The organism is Marinobacterium sp. xm-m-312 (assembly GCF_013283295.1).
Lineage (GTDB): Bacteria > Pseudomonadota > Gammaproteobacteria > Pseudomonadales > Balneatricaceae > Marinobacterium_E.
Genome location: NZ_WBYS01000004.1, coordinates 88,474 through 104,417 on the forward strand (window position 1 = coordinate 88,474; position 15,944 = coordinate 104,417).

14 protein-coding genes are annotated in these 15,944 nt (G+C 46.5%); 4 read left to right on the top strand and 10 right to left on the bottom strand.

All coding sequences use genetic code 11. The features are described 5' to 3' along the window. Nucleotides 1-182: 182 nt before the first annotated feature. The 3 genes from XMM312_RS06155 to XMM312_RS06165 all read right to left on the bottom strand — a co-directional run bounded on the left by XMM312_RS06155 (nucleotide 183) and on the right by XMM312_RS06165 (nucleotide 4,802). A complete protein-coding gene (locus tag XMM312_RS06155) occupies nucleotides 183-431 on the bottom strand; it encodes a hypothetical protein (RefSeq protein ID WP_173480915.1) in 249 nt (82 codons plus the stop codon). 110 nt (nucleotides 432-541) lie between these two features. After that, nucleotides 542-3,757, bottom strand: a complete 3,216-nt coding sequence (locus tag XMM312_RS06160; protein ID WP_173488874.1) for an efflux RND transporter permease subunit — start codon at nucleotides 3,755-3,757, stop codon at nucleotides 542-544. After that, nucleotides 3,747-4,802, bottom strand: a complete 1,056-nt coding sequence (locus XMM312_RS06165; RefSeq protein WP_173480913.1) for an efflux RND transporter periplasmic adaptor subunit — start codon at nucleotides 4,800-4,802, stop codon at nucleotides 3,747-3,749. The genes XMM312_RS06160 and XMM312_RS06165 overlap by 11 nt, the downstream gene beginning before the upstream one ends. Before the next feature lie 142 nt (nucleotides 4,803-4,944). On the opposite strand from XMM312_RS06165, the gene XMM312_RS06170 reads away from it, so the two are divergent. After that, nucleotides 4,945-5,925: a diguanylate cyclase gene (locus XMM312_RS06170; RefSeq protein WP_173488875.1), complete on the top strand. Its 981-nt coding sequence runs from the start codon at nucleotides 4,945-4,947 to the stop codon at nucleotides 5,923-5,925. Here the strand turns inward: XMM312_RS06170 and XMM312_RS06175 are convergent. Continuing rightward, nucleotides 5,903-6,196 carry an HlyU family transcriptional regulator gene (locus XMM312_RS06175; RefSeq protein WP_173480911.1) on the bottom strand — a complete coding sequence of 98 codons (294 nt, stop codon included), beginning with the start codon at nucleotides 6,194-6,196 and terminating at the stop codon, nucleotides 5,903-5,905. The genes XMM312_RS06170 and XMM312_RS06175 overlap by 23 nt on opposite strands. Then, nucleotides 6,193-7,005 (bottom strand): glutamate racemase, encoded by an 813-nt coding sequence (murI, locus tag XMM312_RS06180; protein ID WP_173480910.1) that lies wholly within the window; start codon nucleotides 7,003-7,005, stop codon nucleotides 6,193-6,195. The genes XMM312_RS06175 and murI overlap by 4 nt, the downstream gene beginning before the upstream one ends. Nucleotides 7,006-7,194: 189 nt before the next feature. Here murI and XMM312_RS06185 point away from each other — a divergent pair, with 189 nt between their 5' ends. Further along, nucleotides 7,195-7,692: a phasin family protein gene (locus XMM312_RS06185; RefSeq protein WP_173480909.1), complete on the top strand. Its 498-nt coding sequence runs from the start codon at nucleotides 7,195-7,197 to the stop codon at nucleotides 7,690-7,692. Between the two features lie 75 nt (nucleotides 7,693-7,767). Here XMM312_RS06185 and purK read toward each other — a convergent pair whose 3' ends face one another. From purK to XMM312_RS06200, 3 genes are all read right to left on the bottom strand, one after another. Next, nucleotides 7,768-8,838 (bottom strand): 5-(carboxyamino)imidazole ribonucleotide synthase, encoded by a 1,071-nt coding sequence (purK, locus tag XMM312_RS06190; RefSeq protein WP_217363654.1) that lies wholly within the window; start codon nucleotides 8,836-8,838, stop codon nucleotides 7,768-7,770. A gap of 2 nt (nucleotides 8,839-8,840) precedes the next feature. After that, a complete protein-coding gene (purE, locus tag XMM312_RS06195; protein ID WP_173480908.1) occupies nucleotides 8,841-9,329 on the bottom strand; it encodes a 5-(carboxyamino)imidazole ribonucleotide mutase in 489 nt (162 codons plus the stop codon). A 103-nt stretch (nucleotides 9,330-9,432) separates the two neighbouring features. After that, a complete protein-coding gene (locus XMM312_RS06200; RefSeq protein WP_173480907.1) occupies nucleotides 9,433-10,326 on the bottom strand; it encodes an AEC family transporter in 894 nt (297 codons plus the stop codon). A 96-nt stretch (nucleotides 10,327-10,422) separates the two neighbouring features. Here XMM312_RS06200 and XMM312_RS06205 point away from each other — a divergent pair, with 96 nt between their 5' ends. Together XMM312_RS06205 and XMM312_RS06210 are read left to right on the top strand one after the other, a co-directional pair. Next, nucleotides 10,423-11,631 (top strand): MFS transporter, encoded by a 1,209-nt coding sequence (locus tag XMM312_RS06205; RefSeq protein ID WP_173488876.1) that lies wholly within the window; start codon nucleotides 10,423-10,425, stop codon nucleotides 11,629-11,631. Nucleotides 11,632-11,695: 64 nt separating this feature from the next. Continuing rightward, a complete protein-coding gene (locus XMM312_RS06210; protein ID WP_173488877.1) occupies nucleotides 11,696-12,274 on the top strand; it encodes a 2-hydroxychromene-2-carboxylate isomerase in 579 nt (192 codons plus the stop codon). A 110-nt stretch (nucleotides 12,275-12,384) separates the two neighbouring features. Here the strand turns inward: XMM312_RS06210 and XMM312_RS06215 are convergent, their stop codons facing one another. Then, nucleotides 12,385-14,010, bottom strand: a complete 1,626-nt coding sequence (locus tag XMM312_RS06215) for an alpha-D-glucose phosphate-specific phosphoglucomutase (protein ID WP_173488878.1) — start codon at nucleotides 14,008-14,010, stop codon at nucleotides 12,385-12,387. An 80-nt stretch (nucleotides 14,011-14,090) separates the two neighbouring features. Then, complete coding sequence (locus tag XMM312_RS06220) at nucleotides 14,091-15,896, bottom strand: EAL domain-containing protein (RefSeq protein ID WP_173488879.1); 1,806 nt, start codon at nucleotides 15,894-15,896, stop codon at nucleotides 14,091-14,093. Nucleotides 15,897-15,944: the final 48 nt, after the last annotated feature.

Genomic DNA, 15,944 nt, shown 5'->3' on the forward strand with positions numbered 1-15,944 from the left:
CAAATTATCCCAAGCCAGAACAAGCTAAAATCACCTCTCCATAATATCGAACCCGCAAGTTTAATCAAGCTGGCTTGCCGACGAATTCAAAGATTCCTACTAAGTGTCTTTAGTTAATCTTGCGAGCACAACTGACTTGATCCATGAAATGACTCAAAAGGGTCGTTAATTGCCAGCCAGACTTAATGCACCAATAGTGGTGCATGAACGCGCGCATATCGTTCTATCGAATTTTGTTGGCTGTGCAAAGCTGTTTGGTAAGCTAATAGGCGCAGTGAGCTTCGTTTAATGGCTCTTAACGAGTAGTTACCCTTATCACTAAGAATGGCGATCTCTTTAGACATTGCCTCTTTAAGATCCTTAGCGTCCATCATCAGCGTTTCTAGTTCGAAGCTTGCTAAGTAATTTGAATCGTTTTGTGAAAGTTGCATATCAATCCCCTTATTATTGTTGGTGCGATTGATTAGGTTAAGCAAATGGCGTGCCAACTTTTGCAAAATAAAAAACCCGGCAAAAGCCGGGTTTTCAAATCAAACATCAATTAAGCATGTTTCTTCCAATGGTAGTGGTAGTAGACCACCGGAATTACGACTAAGGTCAGTATGGTTGATACCATCAAACCGAAGATCAATGAAACTGCAAGACCACCGAAGATTGGATCGTCAATGATAAAGAAGCCACCCATCATCGCAGCGACTGCGGTGAGTGCAATGGGTAACGAACGAACTGCAGCCGCATTAATCGTTGCTTCTTGGAAACTCATGCCCTCTTTCACTTGTTGCTGAATGAAATCCACCAACAGTATGGAGTTTCGAACAATGATGCCGGCCAGTGCAATCATGCCGATCATAGAAGGCGCCGTGAACTGCTGCCCCAGTATCGCGTGACCTGGCATGATGCCGATAATCGTTAGAGGAATCGGAGCCATGATAATCAATGGGATGCCGTAAGAACGGAACTGAGCAACAACCAGTAGGTAGATCATGATCAGACCGACTGAGTAGGCAATACCCATATCTCGGAAGGTTTCAAAGGTGATCTGCCACTCGCCGTCCCACTTCAAGCTCCACTCATAGGGATCAGAAGGTTCTGAGAAGAAGAAACGCTCTATCGGATTACCACTTGGTGCGACGTCATCCAGCTTCGATTCAATCTCAAATAGACCATAGAGCGGGCTATCCGTATCACCTGCCACATCACCGGTGACGTAAACAACAGGCAGTAGATCTTTGTGGTAAACACTCTGCTCTACTTGCGTATCGATACGCTGAGTAACATCAGCCAAAGATACTAAGGTGCCTTTATCTGATCGAACTTGAATAGACTCAATCTTAGCGATGTTTGCCTTATCTTGGTCACCCAGCTTAAGCGTTAATGGCACGGGAACGCGTGAGTTGTCATCATGCAGGTATCCCAAGCTTTCACCGCGGATCGCACTGTTTAGTGCCGCAACAATGGTCGCATCTGCTACACCAAAGTGCGCTGCACGAACGCGATCAATCGCAAAGATCTCTTTAGTCTGTTGGGCCTCAATGCTGTCATCGACATCGACCACGCCATCGGTAGACTCAAATTGCGCGCGAACTTGTTTGGCTACGTCAATTTGACCCTGCTTATCCAGACCATAGATCTCTGCCACTAGAGGTGCCATAACCGGAGGCCCTGGCGGCATCTCGACGACCTTCACGTTGGCGTTGAATTGCTTAGCCGTGTCGGCAAGCAGAGCGCGTGCCTCAAGCGCTATTTCGTGACTCTTACGATCACGTAACGCCTTATCACTGAGGTTAACTTGAATGTCACCCATATGAGGTGCTGAACGCAAGTAGTACTGACGAACTAAACCGTTGAAGTTAATCGGTGAGGCAGACCCTGAGTAGATTTGGAAATCTTTCAGCTCAGGAAGTGCCTGCAGATCCTCTGCCAACTCAGTTAAGACACGCTGCGTCTGCTCTAGAGAGGTTCCCTCTGGCATATCAACGATAACCTGGAACTCACTCTTGTTATCGAAGGGTAGCATCTTAAGAATGACCGACTGATTAACAACTAAGTAGACGGATCCACCGATCATCGCCAGAATTGATACCAGCAAAAGGTAACGGTTCAACGCTCCTTTGCCTTGACGTAGCATCGGTGTCAGTAGCTTAACAAATAGACCTTTGAAGCGAGATTCAGAGTGGCCATGGTCCGCTGAATGACCTGTTTCAACATGACGTCTAAACAGCTTCAAAAAGAGCCAAGGGGTCAAGATGAAGGCGACGGCTAGTGAGATCAGCATACCTGTTGAGGCGTTGATCGGAATCGGCAACATGTAAGGGCCCATCAAGCCGCTGACAAAGGCCATAGGCAGTAGGGCTGCAATGACAGTAAAGGTTGCCAATATTGTTGGGCCACCCACTTCATCGACTGCAAGGGGAATCGCTTCACGTAGTGATTTAACACCCATCGACATATGACGGTGTATGTTTTCTACAACGACAATGGCATCGTCAACCAAAATGCCGATCGAGAAGATCAACGCAAATAGCGACACTCGGTTAAGGGTAAAGCCCCATGCCCATGAGGCAAAGAGTGTAATAGCCAAGGTGACGATAACGGCAATGCCCACCACAATAGCTTCACGAACACCCAGTGCAAATAGCACTAGGACGATGACCGACAGCGTAGCGAAAATCAGCTTTTTGATTAGGGTTTGCGCCTTATCATCAGCTGTCTCACCATAGTTACGGGTAATCGTTGTCTCGATGTTATCCGGAACATAGATACCCTGAATCGCTTCAAATCGATCGATCAATGCATCAGCGACTTCAACCGCGTTCTCACCCGGTTTCTTTGCCACGGCAATGGTGATTGCAGGGGTCAATGCAGTCTGATCTGCTGCAGCCTGCCCAGTACCAAAAGAGACGTATTGATTCGGTTGTTCTGGAGCATCGTAGATATTAGCAATGTCGCGAAGGTAAACCGGTGCGCCATTTCGAACGTTTATCACTAGGTTTTTAACCTCTGAGACATCCTGAAGTAGTTGACCTGCTTGAACTCGAATGGCGCTGTTCGCTTTGACGCGATCACCAGTATCGGCTGTCACATTAGCGTATTGCAACTTAGCGCGAACATCATCCAAAGTAACCGAGAGTGCCGCCATCTTGACTGGATCGAAGTCGATCTGAATGGCACGGTTAGCGCCGCCAATCACAGTGATATCGCGGGTTCCTTCAACTCGCTGAAGCTCAGACTGAATCGTATGAGCGACGTTCAATAGATCGGCACTGCTAACTGATTCATCACGACTCCATAAGGTCGCAGCTAGAACTGGTACATCATCAATGCCCTTAGGTTTGATGACCGGTTCACCAATACCCATATTCGGCGGGAAGATATCTCTGTTCGAGTAGAAGGCGTTATAGAGACGGACAATCGCATCGGTTCTTGGCTCGCCGACCTCAAAACGAACCGTCAACAGCGCCATGCCTGGGCTGGAAACAGAGTAGATGTTTTTGACGCCACTGATCTCTGACACCACCTGCTCTGCAGATGTGGTGATAAGCGACTCTACTTCAGCAACACTTGCGCCTGGAAAAGGAATCATCACGTTGGCAAAGGTGACGTTGATCTGTGGTTCCTCCTCACGCGGTGTCACCAGCGCGGCAAAAAGACCTAGCAGAAGACCCACGATCGCCAGTAGCGGGGTAATTTCAGTCGTTAAAAAACTCTTGGCAATTCGTCCCGATATGCCCAGTGTTTGAGTGTCATTACTCTGCACGATTCGCCTCCTTATAAATTGAGGCCGCTTTAATAGGATCAAGTGCTACGGTTTCGCCCTCTGCGAGACCAGAGATAATTTCTACCTGTTCACCAGCAGTTTGACCGGTTCTGATGTATCTAAATTGGAGAGCTGAATCGCCTGAAGCCACATAAACACCTTCCACTTCACCACGAGTCGCTATAGATGACTTAGGCAGAGTCAGCACAGGCTCTTCATCAATGGTAAATTGAACACGTGCTAACTCACCTGGAAGCGGCATTTGAGCAGGGTCACCCGCTGGTAACGTTAGAAGCAGTGTAAAGGTATGACTTAGTGGATCGGCTGTCGGAATTAAGCGTTGATCGACAGGTTCTACAACCTGATCACCCAACACAACATTAACAAACTGACTCTGTTTGGCATCGACCAGGTTGGCTTGCGGGATTTGAACTCGAACACGTAATCTATCCAGTGCAATCCCCTCTATCAATGGTGTACCTGGTTGTACCGTCTCCCCTTCAGAAACTAGCTTGTTAACCACTACACCTGAATAGGGCGCGATTACCTCAGTGTAATCAAAACGAGCACGGGCATTAGAAACCTGAGCTTTTGCTGCATCGAGTCTTGCTTTGGCTGCATCACGTTGTTGGCGAGCGCTGTCTACAGGCGCGATCGCGACCAATTTGCGCTCAAACAGTGCGGTTAAACGATCCAATTGACGAGTAGCTTCATCAAAAGCGGTTTGTGCTTCATTGAGAGAAGCTCTTGCAGCATCCAGCCCTGCGCGCTGTTCACTCTGTGTTAGGCGAGCTATCACACTGCCCTGCTCAACAAAATCGCCATAATCAAAAGGTAATTCTAGAATTCGACCAGAAGTTTGTGCGGCAACAATAGCTCGATTAACCGCTTCCACAGTCCCGTCGAATTCGACCTTGATCGGTTGCTGAATAATTTTGGTCTCAGTAAACGCTAGCTCTTGGGCTGAAGCCAGTTGCGTTAGTGAAATGGTTGTCACTAGGGTGCACGCGGTCACTGCTAGGTTAACGGCCTTTCTGATCTGCATATCAAACACTCTATTCGTTTATAAGGGTTAAGTTCCGGTAATAATATATTAGGCAAAACTAATATAAAAGATTTTTTAATATTTTCTGTACTTTCTGAATGCCCTGCTACACTGAATGAAATTCAATCTATTAACAGAGATTATGAAAGTACTGATTGCCGACGACGATAAAGTCTTAAGAATGCTGATGGAGCGCCAACTTGAGGGTTGGGGCTTTGACGTAATGACCGCGCAGGATGGTGAAGAGGCATTTGAAATTCTGACAACAGAAGCAGAACCTCCACGTATGCTCGTTCTTGATTGGGAGATGCCCAATCTGGATGGCATAGAGCTTTGTCGTAAAATCAGAGCGCTTGAGAGTAATGACCCACCCTACATTGTGTTGGTCACTGCACACTCCGATCAAGAGCACTTGGCAACTGCACTGCAAGCCGGAGCTAACGACTACATCAGCAAACCTACTAAACCCGTTGAGTTGCGCGCACGACTGGGCGTTGGTTTACGAACTTTAGAGCTGCAAAATCGACTCAATATTGCCAATGAGATGCTCGCCTACAAGGCAGAGCATGATGAGCTGACCGGTTTGCAAAATCGCGCCTCTCTGATCGAGCATCTTGATAATGAAATTGAACGAACTAAACGAACCGGTGAGCCATTAGCACTGGCCATTTGCGATATCGACTTTTTTAAACGGGTAAACGATACCTATGGACACCCCGTTGGCGACAGAGTGCTTAAAGAGTTTGCTGATCGAATGAAAGAGACATTTAGACCCTATGATCTAGTGTCACGATACGGCGGTGAAGAGTTTGTTGTCTGCTGTACGGCGCTTGAATCAGATCCTAAAGCGATTTTCGAGCGATTCAGAGAGGTGATTGAATCAACGACCTTCTTAGAGAGCGATCTTTCTTTAGGAGTAACCGTCAGTGTCGGAATTGCGACCTTTGATGGCATCAGCACAATGACAACAAAAGAGATCATGCTGGGGCTGATCAGCGATAGTGACAAAGCACTTTACGCAGCCAAACACTCAGGCCGAAATCAGGTCGTGATGTATGATTCTGTAATACACTCTGACTCTGAAAAATCTGAAGAAGCCCTTACCGATGGCCAGATTTGCTAAACAGTGCATCCCCCATCTGATCAATCGTCATTTTTGCTTTGTTCATGGTGACCTCTACACAGATCTCTTTTGATGCCATGCTGTCAGCACGAATAAACGGCTGTTCCAACCATTGGCCATCAATCTCCTTGGAGATCATGCCACCCACACCATAGCCGCCATCCACTTTTCTCGGTTTGACTGAAACCTTGAACCCTTTGTATTCAAACTCCGAAGCCACCGGCTCTTCAACAGGGTCTGAACGGAGAAGTTTTTTTATAAACTCAATCACTTGGATACCTCTACAGGGGTGACGACCCCCTCAAATTGGATTAAACGTTTAGATAACTCAGAGAGAGCCTCTCTGTCTCGTCCTGTGGTCAGTATCTCTAATTTACCCGCTTGATTGGAGAGAGAGAGTAATTTCTGTTCAGTTAAACGACGTTTAACTTCGAGCGCGATCGATTCCGATGTGTCGATCACCTTAACTGGATGACTGAACAACTCGCTGATCTCTTTCTCAACAAATCCATAATGCGTACATCCAAGCGCTAAGGTATCAATATCGGCTGCTTCAAACTGATCAATATAAGTGGTTAGTAGTGTGCTGAGTTGTTGATTGGTGGTGTTTGGGTTTTCAATTAATTCGACCAATCCAGGGCAGCCAAGTGCTGTAATCGACTCTGCTTGCTGTTTAAGCTGGGAGACCAATCGTTGGAACTTCTGACTCTCTACCGTGTATTGAGTTGCCAGAACGCCAACGCGTTTTGACTGACTCATCTTAATGGCAGGCTTTAGTCCGGGTTCAACACCAATGATCGGTAAGGAGAATAGCTCTCTGCACTCGTGAACAGCAGCAGCGGTTGCTGTATTACACGCGATCACAATCGCCTTGGCGCCCTTCTCAATGAGGTAAGAGACGATCTGAACCACCCTCTCACGGATCACTGCATCGCTCTTATCACCATAGGGTGCATAGCCACTGTCAGCGATATACAGGTAGGACTCATTGGGTAGGTTGTTAAGGCAAGCGGATAAGATACTTAACCCGCCCACTCCTGAATCAAAGACTCCAATCGGAGCGTGTTCATATGGATTCATTAATCGTCAAATACAGATCTAAAGTTACGAATAAGTTTAACGCAGAATGATATGAGATGGTCAGAATAATTATTTTTGTGCAATGCACAAAAAAGTGTTGATTGTTTTTTAGTCAATGTCTAATATGGCGTCAAATGTTGCAGTGCAACAAACTTTTTAGATAGAAACTTAAAGACCTCGGAGGTCACCATGTACAACGAAATGATGAACCAGTTCAAAGCACAGATGGCTCCTTTCACTAAAGCAGCTGAAATCAACAAACAAACTGCTGAAAAACTATTCGGCATGCAGCAAACTGTTGCTACAGAGATGCTAAACCGTGGTCTTGAGCATGTTAAAGCATTGACTGAATCAAAAGAGCCAAAAGCTGCTCTAGAACTTCAGGTTGCTTTCTTTAAAGAGATGGAAGCAAAACTAAACACTGTTGCTGAAGAAGAGATCTCTGCTCTAATGGCTGCAAAAGCTGAACTGACTGAAATCTTCGAAAAGTCTACTCAAGAGATGACAGAAGAAGCGATGGCTCAGTTCTCTAAGTTCGACCTAGCGAAATTCGATCTAGCACAGTTCGACCTTTCTAAATTCGACATGAAAAACTTTGATCTTTCAAACTTCATGCCTTCAGTTGAAGCGGCTAAACCAGCTGCAAAAACAACTCGTAAAGCGGCTGCTCCAAAAGCAACTGCTTAATCGATCAGTCGATACAAAAAAGCCGCTTGAGATACCTCAAGCGGCTTTTTTAGTTTTAGAGATTAGCTTGTTAAATTAGCTAAGCTGAGCTTTTGCCCACTCAACCACCACTGCTTCACCCTCATCCAAGTGAGGCTCGAGTTCGGACAAGCTTTCAACTAGTGCGGAAACAGTCGGTCTAACGATGTTGAGATGACCTACCTTACGACCAGGACGGATCTCTTTACCATACCAGTGCACATGAGCGCCCTGTACCGCCAGCCACTCTGCTTTCCAGTCTCGTCCAAGCAAGTTATACATCATAGAGACACCACGAAACTCAGGGGTGATCAAAGGTAAACCAGCAAGCGCTCTTAGGTGCAATTCAAACTGACTGACACTAGCACCCTCTTGGCTCCAGTGTCCGGAGTTATGGACACGTGGCGCTAACTCATTAACCAATAATTCACCATCGACAACAAAACACTCCATCGCCATGACGCCGATGTAGTCAAAGTCATCCATGATCGATCCCAGCCAACCTTCAGCACTTGCTTGCATCGCAGGGTCATTATCTAACCCAGGAATACTCGCACGCAAAATGCCGTCTTGATGCCAGTTACGCGTCAATGGGTAGAAGACCTTCTCACCCTGTGCATTTCGTGCGCCAACTAACGACACCTCATGTGAGAACGGGATCATCGCTTCAGCGATGGCAATGCCATCCCATTCAGCAAGAATCTCATCACCCTGCTTCCAGCGCCATTGACCACGCCCATCGTAACCACCCATACGAGCCTTTACGACGGCACGCTCACCCAGAGAGGATAGCGACTCGGCAATGGATGCATCGGCACTGTTTAAATCAACCCAAGGGGCCGTTGGGACATTAAGGCGATCTAAGGTCGATTTCTGACGAAAACGATCAATGACCTGATATAGAGCCGCATCGTTGCGAAAGTTTGGGTGAGATTTAAGCTGATTACCGACAGGGTTCTCAGGCCAGTGCTCAATCTCTACCGAGATAACGTCGTCGTCATTCAACTCGACTAGTTGATCACCTATCGGGTGAATAGGTTGTACTTCAAGCTGCAGGGGTGCACCTGCTTGCTGAAGCATTTGACCTAGTTGACCATTACCGGCAATGACAATACGTGGCAACTGCATGCTTAACCTCGTGGATCTGGATTATCTAGAACCGTTTGGCTCTGTTCATTACGCCAATTTTGCAGACGAACGGCGAGCTCTGCATCTGTTGTTGCTAGCATCTGAGAGGCCAGTAGCGCGGCATTAAATGCACCTGCTCCACCGATAGCCAGGGTTCCAACAGGAATACCACGTGGCATCTGAACAATGGATAGAAGACTGTCTTGGCCGCTCAATGCCTTGCTCTGCACAGGCACACCCAGCACAGGCACAATGGTTTTAGCAGCAATCATACCTGGGAGGTGAGCCGCACCACCAGCACCGGCAATAATAACTTTGATGCCATTGTCGGCAGCTTGTTCAGCAAAGCGGAACATCTTATCTGGGGTGCGATGTGCCGATACCACTTCAGCGGTGTACTCGACACCCAGTACATCTAGCATCTTGGCGGCTTCTTCCATGGTTGGCCAGTCTGATTTAGACCCCATAACTATTGCAACGCGGGCGCTCATTCATTTCTCCATATCGAGTTTGATCTCGAAAAATAGGCAGTCGGTATCGACAAAAAAATAAGCGTGAAATTATAGCAAGAAAGAGTCAGCCAGACCTACCCTTTTAAACCAGTGCTGACTGAAAGTTGAAGATCAACACCAGTATTACAAGGCTAACAGGAATACTGGTAATGGTAAGAGCGGCAATACGATCGACAGGACCGCCATATCGAACCGTTAGAACATAACTCATCACAGCAACCGGCATCGACATCTGAATAAGCAGTGAGAGCGCTGCAGTGGTATCGATAGTAATTAGGGATACAACCAGCCAGGCAATCAAAAAACCCGACAAGGGTCGGTAGATGGATAAACCTGCAATGATGCCAACCTGACGGGCACCCCCTATCTTTAAACGGGCTAATGAGCGGCCTAACAACATGACCATAATCGGTATGGCTATACCGGAGATAGAATCTAAAGCACGACTGATAGGCACAGGAATCGTCAAATCCATCGATACCACGATTGCACCTGACAAGAGTGCTAACAGAGGCATATTGGTGACCAGTGAGCGCCAATTGTATTGGCCTGACATGGCGGTGGTCCCTAATGTCCAGTGACTAAGCGTCACAGTTGTTGAAATGATGACCGCAGATGCCAGAGCCTCAGGCCCCAACAGTGCAAAGACCAGTGGAATACCTAAATTGCCCGTATTGGGGTTGACCAGTGTCGAGAGATAGAAGCGCGGTGAGGTGTTAAGCAGCTTGCAAAAAATGGCGATCAGAGTAGCACCGACCGCTAAGCAGAGAGCGGTCACTCCCATCAAATACCCCATCTCTGTGACGGGAACTTTCATCTGAGTCACCGAGGTAAACACCAGAGCGGGCAAGGCGATCTGGCTGGAGAGCATGGCCAAACCAGGGTGTTCTAGGTAGTCCGTTTTTCGTGCCAGAAAGAAACCAAGGACGGCGATCAAAAAAACCGGAGTAATAGCAGAGATAAAAGCTGTAAACATGGAGTCACTATCTTAATGTTGGATGATGATTATACAGTTGTCCGCAAATAGATAGGCAACTATCATTGAGCGATTCTTCTTTAAGCTGGATCAAACATGACTCAGAGACTCTCCCCTTCAACGATTTTCCTGATCGCCAGTGGCTGCCTATTATTGATGATCTCCTTTGGTATACGGTCGAGTTATGGTTTGTACATGCGTCCTATTGAGGCTTCAACCGACTGGGGGCGTGACATCATAGGCTTTGCCCTAGCCTTGCAAAACCTGAGCTGGGGAATTATGTCGGTTTTCACTGGCGGGCTTGCCGACCGTTTCGGAAATCGCAACGTCCTGTTTGGTGGCGCACTGGTCTATGCCCTAGGTGTTTATCTAACAGCTGGTGTGTCGGATCTTTTCACGCTTAATGCAGGATTAGGGTTTCTCGTGGGTGCTGGCGTCGCCGGCACTTCGTTTGGCATCGTTCTTCCTGCTTTAGTTCAATCCGTTCCACCAGAACGACGTGACTGGGTACTCGGTTTGGGCACCGCTTGTGGCTCTGCTGGTCAATTTGCGCTTGTTCCATTGGTTCAGATGTTTATCTCTGATTTTGGCTGGATCAACTCACTGCATATTCTAACGGCTATCGCACTATTGATGATGTTGTTAGCCATTCCTCTGAATGCTAAAAAAAGTTCTGTCATTAAAGAGACGGATCAAGGATTTGCTGAAACAGTGCGATTAGCCGCTGGTCACAAATCCTACTGGCTTCTGGTATTTGGCTTCTTTGTCTGTGGCTTTCACGTCGCATTTATTACAGCGCACATGCCAGCCTATTTATCAGATTTAGGCTTCGCGCATCAGGTCGGTGCTTGGTCTCTCTCATTGATTGGTCTGTTCAATATCGCTGGGGCGTTCTGGGCCGGCAATATCTGTCGCAAGCACTCACGATCGAAGCTACTGGTGGCAATCTACGGAGGAAGAACGATTGCGATCGCCCTCTTCTTGATATTCCCTATCACGCTGACATCGGTACTTATCTTCAGTGCTGTGATGGGGCTTCTCTGGCTGGCAACTGTTCCTCCAACCTCCGGCATCGTTATGAATATGTTTGGTACACGATACATGGCCACCCTATATGGCTTCGTATTCTTTAGCCACCAAGTGGGTAGCTTCTCTGGCGTCTGGTTAGGTGGCTATCTCTATGAAACCTATGGCCATTATGAGTACATCTGGTGGGCCGGTATCTTCTTTGGTTTGATGGCTGTTCTACTTCACTGGCCAATTGATGAAAAACCACACCCCTCTTTCGTAACCCAAGAGAGTTAAAGTTCGGTTTTTAGGAACCACAAGGATGTATTTTTCGTAACAAAATAAACAGAGGGAAATACTGATGAGCCACAAAATAGATTACTACCTGTCACCGATCTCACCCTTTACTTGCCTAGCCGGTGATCTGTTGGATACACAAGCACCCGCTGAGGTCGTGTATCACCCATTCGATATTGGCCGTCTATTTGCTGCAACTGGGGGTGTGCCGGTTCCTCAGCGATCGCCTCAACGTCAAGCTTACCGTTTAGCTGAACTCGCTCGGATTCAAAAACAACGCGGAATTACTATTAACCTCAAGCCAAAGTACTTCCCAGTGGATGGTCGTCCTGCCTCTAAACTACTACTTGCAGTTAGGGATGCAGGGTCGGATGTGCCAGGTTTGGCTCGAGCACTCTTAAGTGCCGTATGGCAGAGAGATCTGAATATTGCAGAGGACGCTGTGTTAGCTCGACTTCTCGATGAACTGGGTATTGATTCAGCTCTATTAGAGCAATCAAAAGGCTTAGATGATCAGTTGGACAAAGAGACTGACGAAGCCATTGAGGCTGGTGTCTTTGGCAGCCCCTTCTACATCGTAGACGGGGAACCTTTCTGGGGACAGGATCGTCTAGAACAGGCGATCGAAAGAGCCAAAAGTTAAATTGTCGCGGTTTGCCCTTCGGGCAATTCGCTCCTACAAACGGAGCGTTAAATTGTAGGAGCGAATTGGAGCGCAGCGACAAACCGCGATCCATAGGGCCACACCTTCTATCAAGTAATAACGTCAGGTTCTGTGCGTCCTGTAAATTGCTTAATACCGATCAACTGATTCGCCAACTCGATTAAAGGTTTCAAAGCTGCTTGTGTGTCAGTAATCGACTCATCCTGAGTGAACTGATCAAGATAGACACGTAGCGTAGCACCGGCCGTGCCGGTTCCAGATAGCCGAACAACGATACGACCTCCGTTATCGAACAATATACGCACACCTTGATTATGACTGACGGAGCCGTCAACAGGGTCTGAGTAGCTGAATTGATCTGCCAGAGTCACGGTAACGCCATCAAATGCCCCTCCTGCAAGACTACCTAAAGAGGCTGTTAGCTGCTGCATCATATTGGCTGCACTGTCTGAATCGATTGATTCATAGTCATGGCGAGTAAATAGATCCCTTCCGAATAGAGACCAATGATCCTTAACCAGTTCAGAGACCGATTGACCGGTCGCGGCCAGAATATTGATCCAGCATAGAACAGCCCAAAGTCCATCTTTCTCGCGAACATGATCTGAACTGGTACCAAAACTCTCCTCACCACAGAAGCTGATACGGCCATCATCCATCAGGTTGCCAAAGAATTTCCAACCGGTAGGAGTCTCATAACAGTTGATACCGAGTTTTTCAGCCACACGGTCAACTGCACGACTGGTTGGCATTGAGCGAGCGACACCCTTTAATCCATCTTCATAGGCGGGAATCTTTTGTGCGTTCGCGGCTAAAACAGCCAAACTGTCACAAGGGTTTACATAAAAATGGTTGCCAATGATCATATTTCTATCGCCGTCCCCGTCCGAAGCGGCACCGAAATCTAACCCTTGTTCATTGACTTGTTTGACCAGTTCGGCTGCATGAACAAGATTGGGGTCGGGGTGATGACCACCAAAATCCTCTTTTGGAATCGCGTTAATAACGCTCTCTTTTGGTGCACCCAACCGGTTGATGAATATCTCTTGTGCATAAGGCCCAGTCACGGCATGCATGGCATCGAAACGAAATGTGAAATTTGAACCGCTCAAGAGCTGTTTCATGATTTTAAAATCAAACAACTCCTCCATCAGATCGGCATAATCTGTGACAGGATCAATCACCTTAATCAGCGCATTTCCAATGCTAACCTCTCCAACACTATCAAGATCTACAGGTTCAGCATCAATCGTAAAGTATCGAGTAATGGTTTCCGTCGTTTGGTGAATACTGTCCGTCTGGGTCTCACTTGCAGGGCCACCGTTGGCACGATTAAATTTAATCCCAAAGTCTTCATCAGGACCACCTGGGTTGTGACTGGCTGACAACACCAATCCACCGATTGCACCATATTTACGGATCACACAGCTGGCTGCTGGCGTTGAAAGAATTCCTGCTTGACCCACGATTAAGGTTTCAAAGCCATTGGCGATCGCCATTTTAATAATGGTTTGAATCGCCTCACGGTTGAAATAGCGACCGTCACCGCCGATCACGAGTGATTGGCCTTGACAGCTCTCTAATGAGTCAAAAACAGCCTGAACAAAATTCTCTAAGTAGTTAGGTTGTTGAAATACTTTAACCTTTTTTCGAAGGCCAGACGTACCTGGTTTCTGACCAGAGTAAGGTGTTGTTGTGATGACTTTTCTATTCATTAAGACCACATATAGATTAGGTTTAAACCATTAACGATTGGAAAGAGTTAGATAAAAACTAGCAAGATATATGCCGCTTTTTAAACATCATCTTCAACTAATTCTAAGCCGTAATATTGAAGAAACTCAGTAGCCGGCATCGGTTTACCAAATAGGAACCCCTGCACCTGATCAACACCTAATTTAAGCAGTCTATCTGCCTCCGAGGCGTTCTCAACCCCTTCTGCTACGACTGTCAGCCCCTCCGCTTTGGACAAATATACGACCATTTTCGTTAAATGCTCAGACGAGGGGTTTAGATGAATGTCTTTGATAAAGGCTCTATCTAGTTTGATGGTATCGGCGGGTAGGTTTTGAAAATAGGCGAGTGAGCTCATACCGGTACCGAAATCATCCAAAGCGATTGAATAACCTAGCTCTTTCACGGCATCTAAGGAGCGCTTTAAGTTATCCAAAGAGACGTCTGTCTCCTGTTCAGATAGCTCAATCTGTAACTCTCCGGCACTAAAACCGTACTTTTCTTGGACCTGACTCAACTCGTAGGTGACACGCAAATCCTGAAGATCATTAGCGCTTAAGTTAAATGAAACCGAGATCGGTAGACCCGACTGTTTCATCGTTTCACAAAAATGTGCGGATTGCTCAACGACACTGTTTATAAATGTAAGCCTGTATGGGGAGGACTCAAGAAGATCGACAAAATCTTTTGGTGTTAGCAAACCTTTCTCAGGGTGAATCCAGCGGACCAGTGCCTCCGCACCTACCAGTCTATTGTTATCTTTAATATCGACCTTAGGCTGAAAGAACATCTGTATCTCATGGTTAGCAAATGCCTGAGAGACTTCATAAGATTGAATATCTGTTTGGCCGTTAAGATGATCACGATCTTTCAAATTGAATCGAGCAAAATCTGTCTTCTCTTTGGTGGCACGCACAAATACTGTATCCAAGTTATGCAGTGCACTATCCAGATCAGTTGAGTCATTAGGGGTATCGGTTGAAACAACAATCGGCGAGAGATCCGTTGCCTCTTTTTTTAACTGACGAAGTCCACGCTCAAATGCGTCCCAAAACCGTCGCTCTGACATCAGAACGTAAACCCCGTTATCAAGCCTGCCAATGGATGCACCTGCAGGACAAACTTCCCTTAACAACTGATTAAATTGAGTAACGCTCTCTTTAAATTCAATCGAACTTTCTGAACTTTTTCCTACACTATCCAAGATATTTTTAATGTAGACACCATAGACTCTTACAACACCGTCAGGATTCTTATTTTTGAGCCAATCAAAATGCTGATGAATTTGATAATTGTCTATAAATTCAGACGTTAAGTCGCTGTTTTCTTTACACTCTTTATAAAAAACAAGAGAGTAGATACGATTAAACAGCACCGCTACTGAACCATAGACCAGCAAGGAGTAAGAGAGCGTTATTAGATGGGTATAGAGCTCAGAAATCAGCTCCTCTTGTACTCGATAGGAGTGAATAAATAAGAGGAGAGAGAGCCAGATAGGTATGAAGAGTAATACCCATTTTTGAGCCAATACAAAGCGAAGCAATACTGGCAAAAGCGCACCTGACAAATAGGCTAATGCTATATCATCCGACACTAAGGCTAGCGATATTGAACCCGCTCCCATAGTAAGGAAAGCTACAGCTCCACCCCAGCTTAAATGAATACGGTGCACAAAATATTGGATGACTAACAAAGAGAGAGTGAGCGGGTAAAAGTAGGAGCCCGTCAATGAATCTGTGAAAAGCTGCTGAAGCAGAGATAAAAGTGAAAGTGCTAATGATATCAACAGCAACGCATTAATCAGCAACCTAAACAGGCTTCGACGGTTCTTGAACCAGTTACTGCGGTTGTAATCTCGAACTTGCATTAGCCATCACTTTTTCGAATAGATTATTGATTTTATGGTAATCAGGGG

Bases quoted from the DNA above. Each gene is read 5' to 3' on its own strand.
- XMM312_RS06215 (WP_173488878.1), bottom strand. From the start codon at position 14,010: ATGAATAGAAAAGTCATCACAACAACACCTTACTCTGGTCAGAAACCA.
- XMM312_RS06205 (WP_173488876.1), top strand. From the start codon at position 10,423: ATGACTCAGAGACTCTCCCCTTCAACGATTTTCCTGATCGCCAGTGGC.
- XMM312_RS06210 (WP_173488877.1), top strand. From the start codon at position 11,696: ATGAGCCACAAAATAGATTACTACCTGTCACCGATCTCACCCTTTACT.
- XMM312_RS06170 (WP_173488875.1), top strand. From the start codon at position 4,945: ATGAAAGTACTGATTGCCGACGACGATAAAGTCTTAAGAATGCTGATG.
- XMM312_RS06185 (WP_173480909.1), top strand. From the start codon at position 7,195: ATGTACAACGAAATGATGAACCAGTTCAAAGCACAGATGGCTCCTTTC.
- XMM312_RS06155 (WP_173480915.1), bottom strand. From the start codon at position 431: ATGCAACTTTCACAAAACGATTCAAATTACTTAGCAAGCTTCGAACTA.
- XMM312_RS06165 (WP_173480913.1), bottom strand. From the start codon at position 4,802: ATGCAGATCAGAAAGGCCGTTAACCTAGCAGTGACCGCGTGCACCCTA.
- murI (WP_173480910.1), bottom strand. From the start codon at position 7,005: ATGAATCCATATGAACACGCTCCGATTGGAGTCTTTGATTCAGGAGTG.
- XMM312_RS06200 (WP_173480907.1), bottom strand. From the start codon at position 10,326: ATGTTTACAGCTTTTATCTCTGCTATTACTCCGGTTTTTTTGATCGCC.
- purK (WP_217363654.1), bottom strand. From the start codon at position 8,838: ATGCAGTTGCCACGTATTGTCATTGCCGGTAATGGTCAACTAGGTCAA.
- XMM312_RS06220 (WP_173488879.1), bottom strand. From the start codon at position 15,896: ATGCAAGTTCGAGATTACAACCGCAGTAACTGGTTCAAGAACCGTCGA.
- purE (WP_173480908.1), bottom strand. From the start codon at position 9,329: ATGAGCGCCCGCGTTGCAATAGTTATGGGGTCTAAATCAGACTGGCCA.